The organism is Bacillus cereus group sp. MYBK216-1 (assembly GCF_051916495.1).
GTDB classification, from domain to species: Bacteria; Bacillota; Bacilli; order Bacillales; family Bacillaceae_G; genus Bacillus_A; species Bacillus_A thuringiensis_K.
Window position 1 is genome coordinate 543,217 of the sequence record NZ_JBQAGT010000004.1, and the last position, 21,037, is coordinate 564,253.

Below are 21,037 nucleotides of genomic sequence, written 5' to 3' on the forward strand. Positions count from 1 at the left end.
GCTTAATTTATATAGAAACCAGGGGTGACATACTATTTATGACAAAATGGTTTAACGTAGGGAAAATTGTAAATACTCATGGCGTAAGAGGAGAAATCCGTGTTATTTCTCGTACTGATTTTCCAGAAGAGCGATATAAAGTAGGAAATACGCTATACATATCGAATGAGAAAGGCACAGACTATCTTCCGGTGAAGGTAACTTCTCATCGCCAACATAAGACGTTCGATTTATTAACATTTGAAGGATATAACAATGTAGATGAAGTAGAGAAGTTTAAAGGTTCTTTAATAAAAGTACCAGAAGAGCAGTTAGGCGAACTTGCTGAAGGTGAATACTACTATCATGAAATTATTGGTTGCAGTGTTGTAACGGAAGAAGGAGAAGCGCTAGGGACAATCAAAGAGATTCTATCTCCTGGTGCAAATGATGTTTGGGTAATTAAACGCCCGAAGGGTCAAGATCTTTTAATTCCTTATATCGATGACGTTGTACTTCAAGTTAATATTGAAAATAAATTAGTAACCATTCATGTAATGGAAGGGCTGCTATAATGAAAATTGATATTTTAACGTTGTTCCCAGACATGTTTACCGGTGTATTTGGATCTTCTATATTAAAGAAGGCGCAAGAAAAAGAAGCGGTAAACCTTCGTGTTGTTAACTTTCGTGATTATACAACAAGTAAGCATAATAGCGTAGACGATTATCCTTACGGCGGAGGAGCTGGTATGGTGCTTACTCCTCAGCCTATTTTTGATGCTGTAGAAGATTTGACGAAAGAGACAGAGCGTAAGCCGAGAGTTGTCTTAATGTGTCCGCAGGGCGAAAGATTTACGCAGAAGAAAGCGGAAGAGCTTGCAGGGGAAGAACATTTAATCTTCGTATGTGGGCATTATGAAGGATATGACGAACGAATTCGTGAGCATCTTGTAACGGATGAGATTTCTATTGGTGACTATGTATTAACGGGCGGAGAATTAGCCTCTATGGTTATTACTGATAGTGTGGTACGTCTCTTGCCGGGTGTGCTAGGAAATCATGCTTCACAAGTAGAGGATTCGTTTAGTACAGGTTTATTAGAGCATCCTCATTATACACGTCCAGCTGATTTTCGTGGTATGAAGGTACCGGATGTATTAATGTCAGGGAATCATAAAAACATTGATGAATGGCGACATAAGGAATCTTTGCGCCGAACGTATACGCGTAGACCTGATTTATTAGATGAGAGAGAGTTATCTAAACAAGAGAAAAAATGGCTTGAGGAAATAAAGCGAGAGCAGTAATAACTTCATATATTTGCTATTGCAACAGGCTTAGTAATATGCTATTATAACATTTGTGCTACTGAAATCAGTAGCCGTATTAACGATGTTCCGCTGTAATTTATTAAGACTTTATAAGAGCATCTGTTTAAAGGAGAGAATTTAATATGCAACAATTAATCGCAGAAATTACAAAAGGCCAATTAAAAACTGACCTTCCTTCATTCCGTCCTGGTGACACTTTACGTGTACACGTAAAAGTTGTTGAGGGAACTCGTGAAAGAATTCAGCTTTTCGAAGGTGTTGTAATTAAACGTCGTGGTGGCGGAATCAGTGAAACATTCACAGTTCGTAAGATTTCTTACGGTGTAGGTGTTGAGCGTACATTCCCAGTTCACACGCCAAGAATCGCGAAAATCGAAGTACTTCGCCGTGGTAAAGTACGTCGTGCTAAGTTATACTACTTACGTAACCTTCGCGGTAAAAAAGCACGTATTAAAGAAATTCGATAAGACATGTATGGGAGCTTGTAAATGCACAAGCTCCCTTTTTCCAATCTATATGAAATTTTGGTATAATACGAGCAGTTTACATAACCGTGGAGGGGAAATGCATGAAAAAAGAGAAGAGTTCACTTTGGGAATGGATTAAAGCAATTTTGATTGCTGTTGTATTAGCTGGTGTTATTAGACAGTTTTTCTTTGCGCCAATTCTCGTAGACGGGGTATCGATGGCACCTACTTTACATGATCGTGATCGAATGATTGTTAATAAAATTGGTTATCACATTGGAGATCCAAAACGCTTTGATATTATCGTATTTCGAGCAACAGAAGATAAAGATTACATTAAGCGTATTATAGGCCTGCCAGGCGATGAAATAGAGTATCGTAATGATAAACTGTATGTTAACGGAAAGGCTTATGAGGAGCCGTATTTAGACAAGCAGAAAAAGCAAATTGCTGACGGACCGCTTACATATGATTTTAATCTTGAAGAAATGACAGGCAAGAAAACCGTTCCAAAAGATCAATTATTTGTTTTAGGTGATAATCGTCGTTTTAGTAAAGATAGCCGTTCAATCGGTACGATTTCAATGGATCAAGTAATTGGTAAAGCTAATATGTTATATTGGCCGTTAGAAGACGCACGTATTGTGAAATAAATGAAAAAGAAGGTGGCAACATGGTAATTCAATGGTTTCCAGGGCATATGGCGAAGGCTAGACGCCAAGTAACGGAGAAATTAAAATTAATTGATGTTGTAATTGAACTTGTAGATGCTCGATTACCATTATCATCTCGAAACCCAATGATTGATGAAATCATTACACATAAGCCAAGGCTTGTTGTTTTAAATAAAGCGGATATGGCGGATGATCGTTTAACAAAACAATGGATCGCATATTTTAAAGAAAAAGGCCATATGGCAATTTCGATTAACGCGCAAGCTGGACAAGGTATGAAGGAAATTGCAGCAGCTTGTAAAGTGCTTGTTAAAGAAAAATTTGATAAAATGGTTGCAAAAGGTATTAGACCGAGAGCGATTCGTGCATTAATTGTAGGTATACCAAATGTTGGTAAATCTACATTGATTAATAAATTGGCAAAGAAAAATATTGCTAAAACAGGAGATCGTCCAGGTGTGACAACAGCTCAACAATGGATTAAAGTTGGGAAGGAAATGGAATTGTTAGATACACCAGGTATTCTGTGGCCTAAATTTGAAGATCAATTAGTGGGTCTTCGTTTAGCGACAACGGGTGCAATTAAAGATTCAATTTTAAATTTACAAGATGTAGCTGTTTACGCATTACGTTTTATGGAGAAACATTATCCAGAACGCTTGAAAGAACGCTATAATTTAAATGAGATTCCAGAAGATATCGTGGAATTATTCGATGCAATTGGAAAAAATAGAGGCTGCTTAATGGGCGGCGGAATGATTGATTATGATAAGACATCTGAGCTTGTGCTTCGTGAGCTTCGTGGTGGCAAACTTGGAAAAATGACGTTTGAAACACCGGAAGAGTTTGCAGAGCAAGTAGAAGGTGTGGAAAAAATAGAAGAAGTATAAGACGTGCGTTTGTGCGTCTTTTCTTTTTGGATATGTTTAAAAAGGAGCTTGTATAAATGCAAACTATGACGATAAAAGAAGCGGAAAATGTATTGAAAGAAATTATGAATGAAGAAGATGATCGCTTTCAACTGTTAATGAAAGATGATCGAAAAGGTGTTCAAAAGCTCGTTTTGAAGTGGTATAAACAAAAAGAGTTAGAACAGAAAGAAAAAGAGAAGTTTTTTGAAATGTCCAAGTATGAAAATGCTTTGCGTGAAAAAGGGGTCACATATATTGCGGGTATTGATGAAGTAGGGCGCGGGCCATTGGCTGGGCCTGTTGTGACGGCAGCTGTCATTCTTCCTGAGGATTTTTATATTCCAGGGTTAAATGACTCGAAAAAGTTGAGTGAAGCGAAACGTGAGCGTTTTTATGATGAAATAAAAGTACAAGCAATTGCAATTGGAGTAGGAATTGTATCACCGCAAGTTATTGATGACATTAATATTTACCAAGCAACGAAACAAGCGATGTTAGATGCAGTTGCAAATTTATCTTGTACACCCCAACATTTATTAATTGATGCGATGAAGCTTCCTACACCAATTCCGCAAACATCAATTATTAAAGGTGATGCGAAAAGTGTTTCGATTTCAGCAGCATCCATTATCGCAAAAGTAACGAGAGATCGTATGATGAAAGAACTGGGAGAGAAGTATCCTGAATATGGATTTGAGCAACATATGGGATATGGCACAAAGCAACATTTAGAGGCAATTGAAGTGCATGGAGTACTAGATGAACACCGCAAGTCATTCGCACCAATTAAAGATATGATTCAAAAATAAGCTGTAAATATACAGCTTATTTTTTTATTTTGGCATATAAACATTACTATTTTCGAAAAAGAATAAAGCGATTTCAGTTTTCTGACACTTTATTGTAGACAGCGTGCCAATCATCTTATACAATGGCAATGTAATGTTTTTTAAACATTAAAAAACTTTTCGAGTAAAACAGGAAAACAGGGGAGGATGGGACCATGAATATCCATGAGTACCAAGGTAAGGCAGTCCTTAGAAGCTATGGGGTTAGCGTTCCGAACGGGAAGGTTGCATTTACAGTAGAAGAAGCTGTAGAAGCAGCGAAAGAATTAGGAACAGATGTATGTGTAGTGAAAGCACAAATTCACGCTGGTGGACGCGGCAAAGCTGGCGGAGTAAAAGTTGCAAAAAATTTAGATGAAGTTCGTACATATGCAGAAAGCATTTTAGGAACTACACTTGTGACACATCAAACAGGTCCTGAAGGTAAGGAAGTAAAACGCTTACTTATCGAAGAAGGTTGCGATATTAAAAAAGAATATTATGTAGGTCTAGTTTTAGATCGTGCAACTTCTCAAGTTGTTTTAATGGCGTCTGAAGAAGGCGGAACAGAAATTGAAGAAGTAGCAGAAAAAACACCTGAAAAAATCTTTAAAGAATATATTGATCCAGCAGTAGGCTTACAAGGTTTCCAAGCGCGCCGAATTGCATTTAACATCAATATTCCAAAAGAGCTTGTAGGACAAGCTGTGAAGTTTATGATGGGCTTATATCGTGCGTTTATCGAAAAAGATTGCTCTATCGCTGAGATTAACCCACTTGTTACAACAGGTGAAGGTAAAGTTATGGCATTAGATGCAAAATTAAACTTTGATTCTAATGCATTATATCGCCATAAAGACATTTTAGAGCTTCGTGATCTTGATGAAGAGGATTCAAAAGAAATTGAAGCTTCAAAATACGACTTAAACTACATTCCTTTAGATGGAAATATCGGTTGTATGGTTAATGGTGCAGGTTTAGCGATGGCTACAATGGATATCATTAAACATTACCACGGTGACCCAGCTAACTTCTTAGATGTTGGTGGCGGTGCAACTGCAGAAAAAGTTACAGAAGCATTCAAAATTATCCTTTCTGACAAAAATGTAAAAGGTATCTTCGTTAACATTTTTGGTGGCATTATGAAGTGTGATGTTATTGCAGAAGGTGTTATTGAAGCAACGAAACAAGTAGGTCTTGAGTTACCTTTAGTTGTACGTCTTGAAGGTACAAACGTAGAACTAGGTAAGAAAATTTTAAATGAGTCTGGCTTAAATATTGTTGCAGCAGAATCTATGGCAGACGGTGCACAAAAAATTGTTTCACTAGTGGGCTAATAGAAAGCGGGGGAGAAAAATGAGCGTATTAGTTAATAAAGATACAAAAGTTATTGTTCAAGGTATTACAGGTTCTCAAGGTTTATTCCATACAAAACAAATGATTGAATACGGTACGAAAATTGTCGGTGGTGTAACACCAGGTAAGGGCGGCACTGATATTGAAGGTGTACCAGTATTTGATACAGTAGAAGATGCAGTGAAAGCAACAGGCGCAAACGCTTCAGTTGTATACGTTCCACCCGCTTTTGCGGCAGATGCAATTATGGAAGCTGTTGATGCAGAAATTGATTTAGTAGTATGTATTACTGAAGGGATTCCTGTATTAGATATGGTAAACGTAAAGAGGTATATGGCGGGTAAACATACACGTTTACTTGGACCAAACTGCCCAGGTGTAATCACACCGGATGAATGTAAGATTGGTATTATGCCAGGATATATTCATAAAAAAGGTCATGTTGGTATCGTATCTCGCTCTGGTACATTAACGTATGAAGCTGTACATCAGTTAACACAAGAAGGTATTGGCCAATCTACTGCTGTAGGTATCGGCGGAGACCCTGTTAACGGTACAGACTTTATTGATGCTTTAAAAGCATTTAATGAAGATGAAGAAACACATGCTGTAATTATGATTGGTGAAATCGGCGGTACAGCAGAAGAAGAGGCAGCTGAATGGGTAAAAGCTAATATGACAAAACCTGTTGTAGGCTTCATTGGTGGTCAAACAGCGCCTGCTGGCAAACGTATGGGCCATGCTGGTGCAATCATTTCTGGCGGTAAAGGGACTGCTGCTGAAAAGATTAAAACAATGGAAGCTTGTGGCATTAAAGTAGCTGAAACTCCAGCAGTTATGGGAGAAACGCTAATCTCTGTTTTAAAAGAAAAAGGTTTATTTGAGACTTGTAAAAACTATTAATCTGTTGAAAGACACCTTCTTACTTGAGGGTGTCTTTTTAGACTTTTTCTGTTTACATAATAAAAATTATGGGTAAGGAGAATCAAGATGAAAAGAGAGAGATTATTACATCTTCATTACTTGCTAGCAGATTATTGGAAAGCGATGGAGAGGCTACTATATGTCGATCCAGAATTAGAGAACATATATAATTTTAACGAAAAACAAATGGAATACTACACTGGAATATCCTCGAAAAAATCTGCAGAACTAGTAAAATTTCTTCAAAGTTCAAGTCTTCCGCAATATATATCGTATTTAGAGAAAAATCGTATTTTTTATATAACGATATGGGATGAAAATTATCCACAATTATTACATGAAATACAAGACCCCCCCTTCGTTTTATATGGAAAAGGAGAGGAAAATCTCCTGAATAAAGTAAATAAATTAGCGGTTGTTGGAACGAGAGAACCATCATTATATGGTCATGAGAGTTTGAAGTTTATTTTACACCCTTTATTAGAAAGAGAGTGGCTTATTGTCAGTGGGTTTGCAAAAGGGATAGATACAATGTCTCATGAGATTACAGTAAGGCATCATTGCCCGACTATTGCGGTATTAGGGCACGGATTGTCTTTTATGTATCCGAAAGAAAATAGACATTTATATGAAATGTGGAAGGAATATATATTGTTATTGACAGAGTATCCGCCGCACTATGCACCGAAAAAATGGTATTTTCCAAAAAGGAACCGGATTATTAGTGGCATAAGTAAAGGTGTTTTAGTTGTAGAAGCGAAATCAAGAAGTGGAACACTTATTACTGCAGACCTTGCGTTAGAGCAAAATAGGGAGGTGTTTGCGCTTCCTGGACCTATATTTATAGAGGGGGCATCGGGAACGAATCATCTTATTCAACAAGGAGCAAAACTAGTAAGAAATGCAGAAGATATCTTGGAAGAGATTTTAAATTAACCTTATATTTTTATGTTTTTATTAAACAATTATTGACAAATGGTAGATTGGCACTGTATGGTATATTCATTCTTGATTGACAAAAACAAGAGAAATCAATAAGATTAATGAAGACTTGAATCCACCTCTTAAGGAGGCACTAGCATGTCAGATTACCTCGTAATCGTGGAGTCGCCTTCTAAGGCGAAGACCATTGAGAAATATTTAGGGAAAAAATACAAAGTTGTCGCGTCTATGGGACATGTTCGCGATTTGCCAAAAAGTCAAATGGGGATAGAAGTAAAGAACAACTTCACCCCGAAGTATATTACCATTCGTGGTAAAGGTCCCGTCTTAAAAGATTTAAAATCAGCGGCCAAAAAAGCAAAGAAAGTCTATCTCGCGGCCGATCCAGACCGCGAAGGGGAAGCAATTGCTTGGCATTTAGCGAATACGTTAAATGTGGACGTTGAATCAGATTGTCGAGTTGTGTTTAATGAGATTACGAAAGATGCAATCAAAGAATCATTTAAACATCCTCGTGCAATTAATATGGATTTAGTGGATGCACAACAAGCAAGACGTATACTTGATCGTCTTGTTGGTTACAATATTAGTCCTTTATTATGGAAGAAAGTAAAAAAAGGATTAAGTGCAGGACGTGTACAATCTGTAGCAGTTCGTTTAATCATCGAGCGTGAAAGGGAAATTCAAAACTTTGAACCTGAAGAATTCTGGACAATTAAAACAGAATTTGTAAAAGGAAAAGACACATTTGAAGCAAGCTTTTACGGTGTAGATGGTGAAAAAGTTCAATTAACAAATGAAACGCAAGTGAATGAAATAATTGAACAGATGAAAGACAATGCGTTTTCAGTTGAAAATGTAACGCGCAAAGAGCGAAAACGTAATCCTGCATTACCGTTTACAACATCTTCCTTGCAACAAGAAGCAGCACGTAAGTTAAACATGCGAGCAAAGAAAACGATGATGCTTGCACAGCAATTGTATGAAGGGATAGATCTTGGAAAACAAGGAACTGTAGGTCTTATTACGTATATGAGAACTGATTCAACACGTATCTCAGAAACAGCTCAAACAGAGGCTCGTACTTATATCACTGAAGCGTATGGTACGGAATACATAGGAACAGAAAAGAAGAAAGAAACGAAAAAGTCAAATGCACAAGATGCGCATGAGGCAATTCGTCCTACTTCGGTAATGAGAAAGCCAGAGGAACTAAAAAGTTTCTTAGGTCGTGATCAACTTCGATTATATAAATTGATTTGGGAGCGATTTGTTGCAAGTCAAATGGCGTCTGCTATAATGGATACTGTGACAGCGAGACTCATTAATAACAATGTTCAGTTCCGTGCAAGTGGATCGGTTGTAAAGTTCCCAGGATTTATGAAAGTGTATGTAGAGTCAAAAGATGATGGTGCTGAAGAAAAGGATAAGATGTTGCCGCCTTTAGAAGTAGGGGAAACTGTATTTTCAAAGGATTTAGAACCAAAGCAACATTTTACACAACCTCCTCCGCGCTATACAGAGGCTCGTCTAGTAAGAACACTTGAAGAACTTGGAATTGGAAGACCGTCGACATATGTACCTACACTTGAAACGATTCAAAAGCGTGGGTATGTAGGCTTAGATAATAAACGCTTCGTTCCGACTGAACTTGGTGAAATAGTAATTGAACTTATTTTAGAGTTTTTCCCAGAAATTATTAACATTGAATTTACTGCCAATATGGAGCAAAGCCTTGATGAAGTAGAAGAAGGAAATGCGAATTGGGTAAAAATTGTTGATGATTTCTACGTAGGTTTTGAACCGCGTTTAGAAAAAGCGGAAAAAGAAATGCGTGAAGTGGAAATTAAAGATGAACCAGCTGGGGAAGATTGTGAATTATGTAATCACCCAATGGTCTTTAAAATGGGTAAATACGGGAAATTTATGGCTTGCTCGAATTTCCCAGATTGTCGTAATACAAAGCCGATTGTGAAAGAAATCGGTGTTACTTGTCCAAAGTGTGATAAGGGTCAAATTATTGAACGCCGTAGTAATAAAAAGAAACGTCTTTTCTATGGGTGCGGTACTTATCCGGAATGCGACTTTGTATCTTGGGATAAGCCAATTGGTCGTAAGTGTCCGAAGTGCGAAGGCATGCTTGTAGAGAAAAAGTTGAAAAAAGGCGTGCAAGTACAATGTATTTCGTGCGATTATGAAGAAGAACAACAAATGTGAGCGTAACTGCTCACATTTTTTTCGGGAAGAAAAGGAAAGGTGATATAAATGACAACACAAGTAGTAAACGTCATTGGCGCAGGTCTTGCAGGAAGTGAAGCAGCTTACCAAATTGCAAAACGTGGTGTCCAAGTTAGATTATATGAAATGAGACCGGTAAGGCAAACGCCAGCTCATCACACAGATAAATTCGCTGAATTAGTATGTAGTAACTCACTTCGTGCAAACACTTTAACAAATGCAGTTGGAGTTATTAAAGAGGAAATGCGCTTAATGGATTCTGTAATTATTCGTGCGGCGGATGAGTGCTCTGTACCAGCTGGAGGTGCTTTAGCTGTAGACCGTCATGAGTTCGCAGCTAAAGTAACGGAATACGTAAAGAACCATCCAAATGTAACTGTAATGAATGAAGAAATTACAGATATTCCAGAGGGACCGACAATTATTGCTACAGGTCCATTAACATCTCCTGATCTTTCTGCAAAATTGAAAGAATTAACAGGAGAAGATTATTTCTACTTCTATGATGCTGCAGCCCCAATCGTAGAAAAAGACAGCATTGACATGAATAAAGTATATTTAAAATCGCGCTATGACAAAGGGGAAGCTGCATATTTAAATTGCCCAATGACAGAAGAAGAGTTTGATCGTTTTTATGAGGCTCTGATTGCTGCTGAGACAGTGCCTTTAAAGGAGTTTGAAAAAGAAATTTTCTTTGAAGGTTGTATGCCAGTAGAAGTTATGGCAAGTAGAGGGAGACAGACGTTAGTATTTGGACCTATGAAACCTGTTGGATTGGAAGATCCAAAAACAGGGAAAACGCCATATGCTGTTGTTCAGTTACGTCAAGATGATGCAGCGGGAACTTTATACAATATCGTAGGTTTCCAAACACATTTAAAGTGGGGACCACAAAAAGAAGTGCTACAGTTAATTCCGGGATTGGAAAATGCAGAGATTGTACGTTATGGTGTAATGCATCGTAATACGTTTATTAATTCACCCAATTTGCTTCGTCCAACATATCAATATAAACAACGTGATGATTTATTCTTCGCTGGTCAAATGACTGGAGTAGAGGGATATGTTGAATCAGCAGCATCAGGATTATTAGCAGGGATTAATGCTGCGCGTCTTGTGCAAGGTGAAGAACCAGTTGTATTACCACCAGTAACTGCAATGGGTAGCATGGCAAATTACATTACGGCAACGAACGCTAAAAACTTCCAACCGATGAATGCGAACTTCGGTCTATTTGCACCGTTAGAGAAGAAGATTAAAAAGAAAGCAGAACGAAATGAAGCGTACGCAGCACGCGCTTTAGAAACGATTCGAAATTTTGTAAATATTTAGTTAAATTTCTTGCAAAGGCTACTAAGTTGTGATACGATTTAGTAGCCTTTATTGAGGTGAGTTGTGTGAATGTGAAGAAATTGTTACAATTATTCGTTGGATATTTACAAATTGAAAGAAATTATTCAAAATATACAATTGCAAGTTATCAAAATGATTTAGAACATTTTGTGCAATTTATGGAACGAGAAGGCATATCCTCTTTTTTAGACGTTACATACGCGGATGTTCGTTTGTACTTAACGACGTTGCACGATGAAAAGTTAGCCCGTAAATCTGTCGCAAGAAAAGTATCAAGCTTACGAAGTTTATATCGTTTTTTGATACGTGAAGGTTATCGAAAGGATAATCCGTTTGCACTTGCGTCACTCCCCAAAAAAGAATTGTCAATCCCAAAGTTTTTATATGCTGAAGAGTTAGAGGAATTATTCGAAGTTTCTGACACGGAAACGCCATTAGGTCAAAGGAATCAAGCTTTATTAGAGTTGATGTATGCGACTGGGATCCGTGTGAGTGAATGTGTCAATTTACAACTTACCGATATTGACTTTGCGGTGGGAACAATTTTAGTAATGGGAAAAGGAAAAAAACAAAGGTATATTCCATTTGGAAGCTATGCGCAAGATTCTTTAATTACTTATATAGAGAATGGGAGAAAACAGTTAGTTAATAAGACTGACGAAGACTCTCATATGGTATTTTTAAATGCGAAAGGTACACCGCTAACAAGTCGTGGAGTTCGTTATGTTTTAAATGAAATCATTAAAAAGGCTTCACTGACAATGCGGATAAGTCCCCATATGTTAAGGCATACATTTGCTACACATATGCTAGATGAAGGGGCAGATTTACGTACTGTACAGGAGCTATTAGGCCATGAGAATTTGTCGACGACACAAATTTATACGCATGTCTCTAAAGAAAGATTGCGTTCTGTTTACATGAAGCATCACCCGCGGGCATAAATTGCTTTAAAAGCTATAAAAACAAATAAAGGAGTTTTTTCTATGGGAAATTTCCACGCTACAACGATATTTGCAGTTCATCATAATGGAGAATGTGCAATGGCTGGAGATGGCCAAGTGACGATGGGAAATGCTGTTGTAATGAAACATACAGCTCGTAAAGTTCGTAAGCTTTTCCAAGGTAAAGTTTTAGCTGGTTTCGCAGGATCAGTTGCTGACGCATTTACTCTTTTTGAAATGTTTGAAGGGAAATTAGAAGAGTATAATGGCAACTTGCAACGTGCTGCTGTTGAAATGGCAAAACAATGGCGTGGCGATAAAATGTTACGTCAGCTAGAAGCGATGCTCATTGTCATGGATAAAACAACTATGCTCCTTGTTTCAGGTACAGGAGAAGTGATTGAACCGGATGATGGTATTTTAGCAATTGGATCTGGTGGGAATTATGCACTTTCTGCAGGTCGTGCTTTAAAGCAATATGCAAGTGAACACTTAACAGCGAAGCAAATTGCGAAAGCGAGTTTAGAGATTGCTGGCGATATTTGTGTTTATACGAATCACAACATAATTGTTGAAGAATTGTAGAATCGTAAGGGAGGCATTTTATATGCATTTACATTTTACTCCGCGCCAAATTGTGGAAAAATTAGATCAATACATCATCGGTCAAAAAGACGCAAAGAAAGCGGTTGCTGTAGCGTTGAGAAATCGATATCGTCGCAGTAAATTAGCTGAAAATTTACGTGACGAAATTGCACCTAAAAACATCTTAATGATTGGACCGACAGGTGTTGGGAAAACAGAGGTAGCACGACGAATGGCGAAACTCGTTGGAGCACCTTTTATTAAGGTTGAGGCTACAAAATTCACAGAAGTTGGATATGTGGGTAGAGATGTAGAGTCGATGGTACGTGACCTGGTGGAAACATCGGTTCGTATTGTAAAAGAAGAAATGGTAGTGAAAGTTCAAGATAAAGCAGAAGAGCAAGCGAATCAACGTCTTGTTGAAATTTTAGTGCCGAGTCCGGAGAAGCAATCTGGATTTAAAAATCCATTAGAGATGCTTTTTGGAGGCGCTCAAAATTCGAATCAAACGTCTGATACACAAGAAGATGTTGAAATCGAAAAGAAACGTCAAGATGTGGAGAGAAAGCTTGCTGCAGGGCTTCTTGAAGAAGAAATTGTATCGATTGAAGTGACTGAACAACAGTCTTCCATGTTTGATATGTTACAAGGAACTGGCATGGAACAAATGGGAATGAATTTCCAAGATGCGCTAGGAAGTTTTATGCCGAAAAAAACGAAAAAACGTAAACTTTCTGTAAAAGAAGCAAGAAAACTCTTGACAAATGAAGAGGCACAGCGCTTAATTGATATGGATGAAGTTACACAAGAGGCTGTTTATCGTGCTGAACAGCTCGGGATTATTTTTATTGATGAAATTGACAAAATTGCTGGTAAGCAGTCGAATAGCGTAGATGTATCACGTGAAGGTGTGCAACGTGACATTTTGCCAATTGTAGAAGGATCGAATGTTGCGACAAAATACGGATCAGTAAAAACGGATTATATTTTATTCGTTGCAGCTGGAGCGTTCCATATGTCTAAACCGTCGGATTTAATTCCGGAATTGCAAGGGAGATTTCCGATTCGAGTAGAATTAACAAAATTATCGACAGACGATTTTGTTAAAATATTAATCGAGCCTGACAATGCGTTAATTAAACAATATATGGCATTATTAGCGACTGAAGGTATAGAAATTGAATTTTCAGACGAAGCTATTCGTAAGATTGCTGAGATTGCTTATCAAGTTAATCAGGATACAGATAATATTGGAGCAAGAAGACTTCATACGATTATGGAGAAGCTCCTTGAAGATTTATCGTTTGAAGCATCTGAAATTACGTTAGAGAAAATAACGATAACACCTCAATACGTTGAGGAGAAATTAGCAACAATTGCTAAAAATAAAGATGTGAGCCAGTTTATTTTGTAATAGTGTCATCAGGTGACTCGCCCTAGTTTCCAAGTGATGAAAAAATATGTGAGTAACATGTAGGAGGAACTTTTGAAATGGAATTATTAGCAAAAACGAGAAAATTAAATGCGTTATTACAGAGCGCAGCAGGGAAGCCTGTAAACTTTAGAGAAATGTCTGACACAATGTGTGAAGTAATCGAAGCAAACGTATTCGTAGTTAGCCGTCGTGGTAAATTACTAGGTTATGCAATTCACCAACAAATCGAAAACGAACGCATGAAGCAAATGCTTGCAGAACGTCAATTCCCAGAAGAATATACACAAAGCTTATTCAACATTACAGAAACATCTTCAAACTTAGATGTGAACAGTGCTTACACAGCATTCCCAGTAGAAAACAGAGAATTATTTGGTCAAGGTTTAACTACAATCGTACCAATCGTTGGTGGCGGTGAGCGTCTAGGTACATTAGTATTAGCTCGTCTTGGTCAAGAGTTCTTAGATGATGATTTAATCCTTGCTGAGTACAGCTCAACTGTTGTAGGTATGGAAATCTTGCGTGAAAAAGCAGAAGAAATTGAAGAGGAAGCACGTAGTAAAGCTGTTGTTCAAATGGCGATCAGCTCATTATCTTACAGTGAGTTAGAAGCAATTGAGCACATCTTCGAAGAATTAAATGGAACAGAAGGTTTACTTGTTGCAAGTAAAATTGCTGATCGCGTAGGAATTACTCGTTCTGTAATCGTAAATGCACTACGTAAATTAGAAAGTGCTGGTGTTATTGAGTCTCGTTCTTTAGGTATGAAAGGAACATACATTAAAGTGCTAAACGACAAGTTTCTACAGGAACTTGCTAAATTAAAAACAAACTAATTTATAAAAAACTCTCCTCGATTGAGGAGAGTTTTTTTGTGCAATGTATAGATGGTGCTTGTGAAAAGTGTCATAAGCGTGTTTTCTGGGAAAACTATTAATTGTATTTACTTTTTTGCTTAAAAGAAATGAAGGTTGGTAATACTAGAATTCGAGTATGAACAAAGAAAGTTTTACATTGTTCGCATTTTCGACTTGATTGAAATATTTCAGTATGATATAGTAAGCAGTGGTGTCAGTACAAAGTACACACGTTTACTGATTTAAGTGTTGGTGCTACGTTTGTAGTTTCGCTTAGAGATGAAGTAAACGGAGGATATCAAAAACCATTTAGGAGGAACTATATTATGTCAGTAATTTCTATGAAGCAATTGCTTGAAGCTGGTGTTCATTTCGGACATCAAACTCGTCGTTGGAACCCAAAAATGAAGCGTTACATTTTCACAGAGCGTAACGGTATCTACATCATCGACTTACAAAAAACTGTGAAAAAAGTTGAGGAAGCTTACAGAACGATGCGCGACATCGCTGCTGAAGGCGGAGACATCTTATTCGTAGGTACTAAAAAACAAGCACAAGAAGCTATTAAAGAAGAAGCAACTCGTGCTGGTATGTACTTCGTTAACCAACGTTGGTTAGGCGGAACTTTAACAAACTTCCAAACAATCCAAAAGCGTATCAAGCGTCTTAAAGACATCGAAAGAATGCAAGAAGATGGTACTTTCGAAGTACTTCCTAAGAAAGAAGTTGTTCAACTTAAAAAAGAGTTAGAGCGTCTTGAGAAATTCTTAGGCGGTATTAAAGATATGAAAGGTCTTCCAAGTGCATTATTCGTAGTAGACCCTCGTAAAGAGCGTATTGCAGTTGCTGAAGCACGCAAATTACACATTCCAATCATCGGTATCGTTGATACAAACTGTGATCCAGACGAAATCGATCACGTTATCCCAGCAAACGATGATGCAATTCGTGCTGTAAAACTTCTTACATCTAAAATGGCAGACGCGATCCTTGAAGCAAAACAAGGTGAAGAAACTGTTACTGCGTAACAAAGTTGGAAAGGTGATAAGGGGTTCGGCCTTTTATCACCTTTTTTAAGGTATAAACACCTTTATAAAAGGTATAAATACATATTTTAGGAGGATGAAAAGTATGGCAATCACTGCTCAAATGGTAAAAGAATTACGTGAAAAAACTGGCGCAGGTATGATGGACTGCAAAAAAGCTTTAACAGAAACTAACGGCGACATGGAGAAGGCAATTGACTTCTTACGTGAAAAAGGTATTGCGAAAGCTGCTAAAAAAGCAGACCGCATTGCTGCTGAAGGTTTAACTTTCATCGAAACAAACGGTAATGACGCTTTAATCTTAGAATTAAACTCTGAAACTGATTTCGTTGCGAAAAACGAAGGTTTCCAAACACTAATTAAAGAATTAGCTGCTCACTTATTAACTAACAAACCAGCTAACGTTGAAGAAGCTATGGCTCAAACAATGGAAAACGGTAAAAAAGTTGAAGAGCACATCAACGAAGCAATCGCTAAAATTGGTGAAAAACTTACACTACGTCGTTTCGAAATCGTATCAAAAACTGATGCAGATGCATTCGGCGCTTACCTACACATGGGTGGACGTATTGGTGTATTAACAGTTCTTGAAGGTTCTACTGATGAAGCTGCTGCTAAAGATGTTGCAATGCACATCGCTGCAGTTAACCCTAAATACATCGACCGCGATGCTGTAACAGCTGAAGAAGTTGAGCATGAGCGTCAAGTATTAACACAACAAGCATTAAACGAAGGCAAGCCTGAGAAAATCGTTGCGAAAATGGTTGAAGGCCGTTTAGGCAAATTCTTCGAAGAGATTTGCTTACTTGACCAAGCATTCGTTAAAAACCCTGATATGAAAGTTCGTCAGTTCGTTGAGTCTAAAGGCGGAACATTAAAAGGATTCGTTCGCTACGCTGTTGGTGAAGGTATCGAAAAACGCGAAGACAACTTTGCTGAAGAAGTAATGAACCAAGTAAAAGGTAGTAACTAATACAGATTAGGGAACACATTGTGTTCCCTTTTTTAAAATAAAGATGTAAGCAATTGGAGGTTCATTATGAGTAAACCGAAATATAATCGTGTCGTTTTAAAGCTAAGTGGAGAAGCTTTAGCTGGAGAGCAAGGATTTGGAATTAACCCAACTGTTATTAAGTCAGTTGCGGAACAAGTAAAAGAAATTGCAGAACTTGATGTAGAGGTTGCTGTTGTTGTTGGTGGCGGTAACATTTGGCGTGGGAAAATTGGAAGTGAAATGGGCATGGATCGTGCAGGGGCAGATTACATGGGCATGTTAGCGACAGTTATGAATTCATTAGCTCTTCAAGATAGCTTGGAGAATATCGGAATTCAAACTCGTGTACAAACTTCAATTGAGATGCGTCAAGTTGCAGAACCTTACATTCGTCGTAAAGCAGTTCGTCACTTAGAGAAAAAACGTGTTGTTATCTTTGCAGCAGGTACAGGTAACCCATACTTCTCTACAGATACAACAGCAGCATTACGTGCGGCAGAAATTGAAGCAGATGTAATTTTAATGGCGAAAAACAATGTGGATGGTGTATATAATGCGGATCCATCTATTGATCCAACAGCTACGAAATACGAAACGCTTACTTACTTAGACGTATTAAAAGAAGGTTTAGGTGTAATGGATTCTACAGCTTCTTCTCTATGTATGGATAATGATATTCCATTAATTGTATTCTCAGTTATGGAAAAAGGTAATATTAAACGTGCCGTTTTAGGCGAAAATATCGGAACAGTGGTAAGGGGGAAATAAATATGGGACAACAAGTATTGAAGTCTTCAAATGAAAAAATGGAAAAAGCAGTTGCTGCTTATTCTCGTGAATTAGCAACAGTTCGTGCTGGCCGTGCAAACGCGTCTGTATTAGATAAGGTACAAGTTGATTACTATGGTGCACCAACACCAGTTGTGCAATTAGCGAACATTACAGTTCCAGAAGCGCGTTTACTAGTAATTCAACCTTATGATAAAACTTCTATCGGTGATATTGAAAAAGCAATTTTAAAAGCAGATTTAGGCTTAAACCCTTCTAATGATGGAACTGTAATTCGTATTGCATTCCCTGCATTAACAGAAGAGCGTCGTCGTGATCTTGTAAAAGTTGTGAAAAAATATGCTGAAGAAGCAAAAGTTGCTGTTCGTAACGTACGTCGTGACGGAAATGATGATCTTAAGAAGCTTGAAAAAGCTGGCGAGATTACAGAAGATGATTTAAGAGGATATACTGAAGATATCCAAAAAGAAACAGATAAATATATTGCAAAAGTTGACGAAATCGCAAAAAACAAAGAAAAAGAAATCATGGAAGTGTAATAGCGATAACTTCGCAAATATGACCCTCTTCTTAAGGGGGTCTTTTTACACTTTTAGGCATACGTCTGCTTGCTGGAGGGTATGAATGATGTTTAAAAACTTTCCTTTTTTTAAAGGTAAAAAGGACACATCGTTTGATCATCTCGTTGAAGAAGTGAAAAAAGGATATATCCCAGAACATATTGCCATCATTATGGATGGGAATGGAAGATGGGCAAAGAGGAGAGCAATGCCTCGTATTGCGGGACATCATGAAGGTATGCAAGTTGTAAAGAAAATTACAAAATTTGCAAGTAAACTTAATGTGAAAGTGTTAACTCTCTATGCTTTTTCAACTGAGAACTGGAAAAGACCGAAAAAGGAAGTTGATTATTTAATGAAGCTTCCAGAAGAATTTCTAGGTACATTTTTACCAGAATTGATTGAAGAAAACGTACAAGTCCGAGTAATAGGGCAAAAAGATCGTCTTCCTACGCATACACGCAGAGCGATGGAGAAAGCCATGGAAGATACGAAAGAGAATACGGGATTAATTCTTAATTTCGCGTTAAACTATGGGAGTCGAGATGAAATCGTTTCTGCTGTGCAACATATGATGAAAGATAATGAGGAAGGAAAAATTCGTTCTGAAGAGGTAAGTGAAGAAATGCTTTCCTCCTACTTAATGACGAGTTCTTTACCTGATCCAGAGTTGTTAATCCGAACAAGCGGAGAGCTACGTATTAGTAATTTCATGTTGTGGCAAATTGCATATTCGGAGTTTTGGTTTACAGACGTGTATTGGCCAGACTTCAAAGAAGAACATTTGCTAAATGCGATTACTGACTTTCAACATAGAGGGCGCAGATTCGGAGGCGTGTAGAAAGAGAGGGTTTGGTAGTGAAACAGAGAATTATTACTGGAGTGGTTGCTGCCGCGCTATTCATTCCCATCGTAATATACGGTGGCGTGCCTTTTACGGTTTTAGTGTATGCACTTGCTTCTATAGGTTTATATGAATTAATTCGTATGAATAAGCTTACGCTTATTTCAGTACCGACAGTTTTAGCTGCAGTATTATTGTGGATTCTTTTAATTCCAAGTAGTGCATCAGAACTGTTTACATGGATTGGATTAGGTAAATTGGAAATCACATTTGTGATTGTTTTATTACTTTTATCATATACAGTCCTTTCTAAGAATACATTTACTTTTGATAATGCTTCATTTTTACTGATGGCAACGACATATGTGGCAATGGGATTCTTATATTTAAATGAAACGAGAATATTAGGAATTAAATATGTATTTTGCGCATTATTTGTTATATGGGCTACTGATTCAGGCGCATATTTCGTAGGAAAAGCATTGGGCAAGAGAAAATTGTGGCCAGAAATTAGTCCAAATAAAACGATTGAAGGTTCATTAGGTGGCATCGTTTGTGGAATTATTGTGGCACTTGTTTACAATGTGTTCTTCCCAGTCGAATCGAATGTAGTAATTTTAATTGTGCTGACAATTATCATTTCTATTTTTGGACAAATTGGTGATTTGGTACAATCTGCATTTAAACGTCATTATGGCGTAAAAGATTCAGGTACAATTTTACCTGGGCATGGTGGTATATTAGACCGAACAGATAGTTGGTTATTCGTTTTACCAATTCTCTACTTCTTATTACAATACAATTAATAAATGAACGAGGGGTTGGAGTCATGAAAAACATTAGTTTATTAGGTGCAAGCGGATCAATTGGTACACAAACTTTAGATGTATTACGCTCGCACCCAGACCAATTCCGTCTCGTTGCTTTTTCTGTAGGGAAAAATATTGACTACGCAGTAAAGGTAATTCAAGAATTTTCTCCGCAAATCGTCTCTGTGCAAAGAGAGGAAGATGTTTTAAAATTACAATCTGTTTCTGGTAATACAAAAATTGTATATGGTAGTGAAGGACTTTTAGAAGTAGCATTACATCCAGATGCGGAGATTGTAGTAAATGCTGTTGTAGGTAGCGTAGGGTTGTTACCAACACTTCGTGCAATCGAGGCGAAAAAAACAATTGGAATTGCAAATAAAGAAACGTTAGTAACTGCAGGACATCTTGTAATGGAAGCAGCACGAAAACATAATGTTTCGTTACTTCCAGTAGATAGTGAACATTCGGCTATTTTTCAATGCTTGAATGGTGAAAATGAAAAAAGAATTTCTCGTCTTATTATAACGGCTTCTGGTGGAAGTTTCCGTGATAAAACGAGGGATGAATTGCATCATGTGACCGTAGAAGATGCGCTTCGACATCCAAACTGGTCAATGGGTTCGAAAATTACAATTGATTCTGCTACAATGATGAATAAGGGACTAGAAGTAATTGAAGCACATTGGCTTTTTGGTATCCCTTATGAGCAAATCGATGTTGTTTTACATAAAGAAAGTATTATCCATTCTATGGTTGAATTTGAAGATCGTAGTGTAATGGCGCAGCTTGGTTCACCTGATATGCGAGTACCAATTCAATACGCACTTACATATCCTGATAGATTGCCTCTTTCAGACACAAAACAGTTAAACTTATGGGAAATAGGGACGTTGCATTTTGAGAAAATGGACCAAGAACGATTCCGTTGTTTACGTTTTGCGTATGAAGCTGGAAAAGCAGGTGGAAGTATGCCAGCTGTAATGAACGCAGCGAATGAAGTAGCTGTTGAAGCCTTTTTACAAAAGAGAATTGGTTTCTTAACAGTGGAAGACCTCATTGAAAAAGCAATGAACCATCACAATGTCATTGCACGACCGAGCTTAGAGGAAATTTTGGAAATTGATGCGGCCACAAGACGGTTTGTGATGGAACAAATTTAGCAAAGGT

Annotated in this window: 22 protein-coding genes; all 22 read left to right on the forward strand. The window is 37.6% G+C overall.

Going from position 1 to position 21,037, the window contains the following annotated elements:
* Positions 1-38 precede the first annotated feature (38 nt).
* Positions 39-554 carry a ribosome maturation factor RimM gene (rimM, locus tag ACTFRH_RS17360; protein WP_000170278.1) on the forward strand — a complete coding sequence of 172 codons (516 nt, stop codon included), beginning with the start codon at positions 39-41 and terminating at the stop codon, positions 552-554.
* Positions 554-1,288, forward strand: a complete 735-nt coding sequence (gene trmD / locus ACTFRH_RS17365) for a tRNA (guanosine(37)-N1)-methyltransferase TrmD (protein ID WP_000686903.1) — start codon at positions 554-556, stop codon at positions 1,286-1,288. Before rimM ends, trmD begins: the two co-directional genes overlap by 1 nt.
* Positions 1,289-1,434: 146 nt before the next feature.
* Positions 1,435-1,779 (forward strand): 50S ribosomal protein L19, encoded by a 345-nt coding sequence (gene rplS, locus ACTFRH_RS17370; RefSeq protein ID WP_001186516.1) that lies wholly within the window; start codon positions 1,435-1,437, stop codon positions 1,777-1,779.
* A gap of 101 nt (positions 1,780-1,880) precedes the next feature.
* Positions 1,881-2,432, forward strand: coding sequence for a signal peptidase I (gene lepB, locus ACTFRH_RS17375; RefSeq protein ID WP_000711853.1), 552 nt, complete (start codon positions 1,881-1,883; stop codon positions 2,430-2,432).
* A gap of 20 nt (positions 2,433-2,452) precedes the next feature.
* Positions 2,453-3,343 (forward strand): ribosome biogenesis GTPase YlqF, encoded by an 891-nt coding sequence (gene ylqF, locus ACTFRH_RS17380; protein WP_000236703.1) that lies wholly within the window; start codon positions 2,453-2,455, stop codon positions 3,341-3,343.
* Positions 3,344-3,399: 56 nt separating this feature from the next.
* Positions 3,400-4,173: a ribonuclease HII gene (locus ACTFRH_RS17385; RefSeq protein ID WP_001194261.1), complete on the forward strand. Its 774-nt coding sequence runs from the start codon at positions 3,400-3,402 to the stop codon at positions 4,171-4,173.
* Between the two features lie 194 nt (positions 4,174-4,367).
* A complete protein-coding gene (gene sucC, locus ACTFRH_RS17390; protein ID WP_001020791.1) occupies positions 4,368-5,528 on the forward strand; it encodes an ADP-forming succinate--CoA ligase subunit beta in 1,161 nt (386 codons plus the stop codon).
* 19 nt (positions 5,529-5,547) lie between these two features.
* Positions 5,548-6,450, forward strand: coding sequence for a succinate--CoA ligase subunit alpha (gene sucD / locus ACTFRH_RS17395; RefSeq protein ID WP_000115178.1), 903 nt, complete (start codon positions 5,548-5,550; stop codon positions 6,448-6,450).
* 87 nt (positions 6,451-6,537) lie between these two features.
* Positions 6,538-7,407 (forward strand): DNA-processing protein DprA, encoded by an 870-nt coding sequence (dprA, locus tag ACTFRH_RS17400; protein ID WP_000818042.1) that lies wholly within the window; start codon positions 6,538-6,540, stop codon positions 7,405-7,407.
* A 144-nt stretch (positions 7,408-7,551) separates the two neighbouring features.
* Positions 7,552-9,630 (forward strand): type I DNA topoisomerase, encoded by a 2,079-nt coding sequence (gene topA / locus ACTFRH_RS17405; RefSeq protein ID WP_001286963.1) that lies wholly within the window; start codon positions 7,552-7,554, stop codon positions 9,628-9,630.
* Positions 9,631-9,678: 48 nt separating this feature from the next.
* Complete coding sequence (gene trmFO, locus ACTFRH_RS17410; protein WP_000213002.1) at positions 9,679-10,983, forward strand: FADH(2)-oxidizing methylenetetrahydrofolate--tRNA-(uracil(54)-C(5))-methyltransferase TrmFO; 1,305 nt, start codon at positions 9,679-9,681, stop codon at positions 10,981-10,983.
* Between the two features lie 65 nt (positions 10,984-11,048).
* Positions 11,049-11,948: a tyrosine recombinase XerC gene (xerC, locus tag ACTFRH_RS17415; protein WP_001101231.1), complete on the forward strand. Its 900-nt coding sequence runs from the start codon at positions 11,049-11,051 to the stop codon at positions 11,946-11,948.
* Positions 11,949-11,990: 42 nt separating this feature from the next.
* Positions 11,991-12,533 carry an ATP-dependent protease proteolytic subunit HslV gene (hslV, locus tag ACTFRH_RS17420; protein WP_000526272.1) on the forward strand — a complete coding sequence of 181 codons (543 nt, stop codon included), beginning with the start codon at positions 11,991-11,993 and terminating at the stop codon, positions 12,531-12,533.
* 22 nt (positions 12,534-12,555) lie between these two features.
* The gene (gene hslU, locus ACTFRH_RS17425) at positions 12,556-13,947 is read left to right on the forward strand and encodes an ATP-dependent protease ATPase subunit HslU (RefSeq protein WP_000550078.1); all 1,392 of its coding nucleotides are present in this window, start codon (positions 12,556-12,558) and stop codon (positions 13,945-13,947) included.
* Between the two features lie 77 nt (positions 13,948-14,024).
* On the forward strand, positions 14,025-14,804 hold the full coding sequence (gene codY / locus ACTFRH_RS17430) for a GTP-sensing pleiotropic transcriptional regulator CodY (protein ID WP_000421290.1): 780 nt from the start codon (positions 14,025-14,027) through the stop codon (positions 14,802-14,804).
* A gap of 347 nt (positions 14,805-15,151) precedes the next feature.
* Positions 15,152-15,853: a 30S ribosomal protein S2 gene (gene rpsB / locus ACTFRH_RS17435; RefSeq protein WP_000111485.1), complete on the forward strand. Its 702-nt coding sequence runs from the start codon at positions 15,152-15,154 to the stop codon at positions 15,851-15,853.
* Between the two features lie 103 nt (positions 15,854-15,956).
* Positions 15,957-16,844 carry a translation elongation factor Ts gene (tsf, locus tag ACTFRH_RS17440; RefSeq protein ID WP_001018578.1) on the forward strand — a complete coding sequence of 296 codons (888 nt, stop codon included), beginning with the start codon at positions 15,957-15,959 and terminating at the stop codon, positions 16,842-16,844.
* 66 nt (positions 16,845-16,910) lie between these two features.
* Positions 16,911-17,633, forward strand: coding sequence for a UMP kinase (pyrH, locus tag ACTFRH_RS17445; protein ID WP_000042668.1), 723 nt, complete (start codon positions 16,911-16,913; stop codon positions 17,631-17,633).
* A 2-nt stretch (positions 17,634-17,635) separates the two neighbouring features.
* Positions 17,636-18,193: a ribosome recycling factor gene (gene frr / locus ACTFRH_RS17450; RefSeq protein WP_000531501.1), complete on the forward strand. Its 558-nt coding sequence runs from the start codon at positions 17,636-17,638 to the stop codon at positions 18,191-18,193.
* 85 nt (positions 18,194-18,278) lie between these two features.
* Positions 18,279-19,055 (forward strand): isoprenyl transferase, encoded by a 777-nt coding sequence (gene uppS / locus ACTFRH_RS17455; protein WP_000971296.1) that lies wholly within the window; start codon positions 18,279-18,281, stop codon positions 19,053-19,055.
* Between the two features lie 17 nt (positions 19,056-19,072).
* Positions 19,073-19,864, forward strand: coding sequence for a phosphatidate cytidylyltransferase (gene cdsA, locus ACTFRH_RS17460; RefSeq protein WP_000813592.1), 792 nt, complete (start codon positions 19,073-19,075; stop codon positions 19,862-19,864).
* 23 nt (positions 19,865-19,887) lie between these two features.
* Complete coding sequence (gene dxr / locus ACTFRH_RS17465; protein WP_000790373.1) at positions 19,888-21,030, forward strand: 1-deoxy-D-xylulose-5-phosphate reductoisomerase; 1,143 nt, start codon at positions 19,888-19,890, stop codon at positions 21,028-21,030.
* The last annotated feature ends 7 nt before the right edge of the window (positions 21,031-21,037 follow it).

Coding starts and splice junctions, on each gene's coding strand:
- rimM (WP_000170278.1), top strand. CDS start 39: ATGACAAAATGGTTTAACGTAGGGAAAATTGTAAATACTCATGGCGTA.
- trmD (WP_000686903.1), top strand. CDS start 554: ATGAAAATTGATATTTTAACGTTGTTCCCAGACATGTTTACCGGTGTA.
- rplS (WP_001186516.1), top strand. CDS start 1,435: ATGCAACAATTAATCGCAGAAATTACAAAAGGCCAATTAAAAACTGAC.
- lepB (WP_000711853.1), top strand. CDS start 1,881: ATGAAAAAAGAGAAGAGTTCACTTTGGGAATGGATTAAAGCAATTTTG.
- ylqF (WP_000236703.1), top strand. CDS start 2,453: ATGGTAATTCAATGGTTTCCAGGGCATATGGCGAAGGCTAGACGCCAA.
- ACTFRH_RS17385 (WP_001194261.1), top strand. CDS start 3,400: ATGCAAACTATGACGATAAAAGAAGCGGAAAATGTATTGAAAGAAATT.
- sucC (WP_001020791.1), top strand. CDS start 4,368: ATGAATATCCATGAGTACCAAGGTAAGGCAGTCCTTAGAAGCTATGGG.
- sucD (WP_000115178.1), top strand. CDS start 5,548: ATGAGCGTATTAGTTAATAAAGATACAAAAGTTATTGTTCAAGGTATT.
- dprA (WP_000818042.1), top strand. CDS start 6,538: ATGAAAAGAGAGAGATTATTACATCTTCATTACTTGCTAGCAGATTAT.
- topA (WP_001286963.1), top strand. CDS start 7,552: ATGTCAGATTACCTCGTAATCGTGGAGTCGCCTTCTAAGGCGAAGACC.
- trmFO (WP_000213002.1), top strand. CDS start 9,679: ATGACAACACAAGTAGTAAACGTCATTGGCGCAGGTCTTGCAGGAAGT.
- hslV (WP_000526272.1), top strand. CDS start 11,991: ATGGGAAATTTCCACGCTACAACGATATTTGCAGTTCATCATAATGGA.
- hslU (WP_000550078.1), top strand. CDS start 12,556: ATGCATTTACATTTTACTCCGCGCCAAATTGTGGAAAAATTAGATCAA.
- codY (WP_000421290.1), top strand. CDS start 14,025: ATGGAATTATTAGCAAAAACGAGAAAATTAAATGCGTTATTACAGAGC.
- rpsB (WP_000111485.1), top strand. CDS start 15,152: ATGTCAGTAATTTCTATGAAGCAATTGCTTGAAGCTGGTGTTCATTTC.
- tsf (WP_001018578.1), top strand. CDS start 15,957: ATGGCAATCACTGCTCAAATGGTAAAAGAATTACGTGAAAAAACTGGC.
- pyrH (WP_000042668.1), top strand. CDS start 16,911: ATGAGTAAACCGAAATATAATCGTGTCGTTTTAAAGCTAAGTGGAGAA.
- frr (WP_000531501.1), top strand. CDS start 17,636: ATGGGACAACAAGTATTGAAGTCTTCAAATGAAAAAATGGAAAAAGCA.
- uppS (WP_000971296.1), top strand. CDS start 18,279: ATGATGTTTAAAAACTTTCCTTTTTTTAAAGGTAAAAAGGACACATCG.
- dxr (WP_000790373.1), top strand. CDS start 19,888: ATGAAAAACATTAGTTTATTAGGTGCAAGCGGATCAATTGGTACACAA.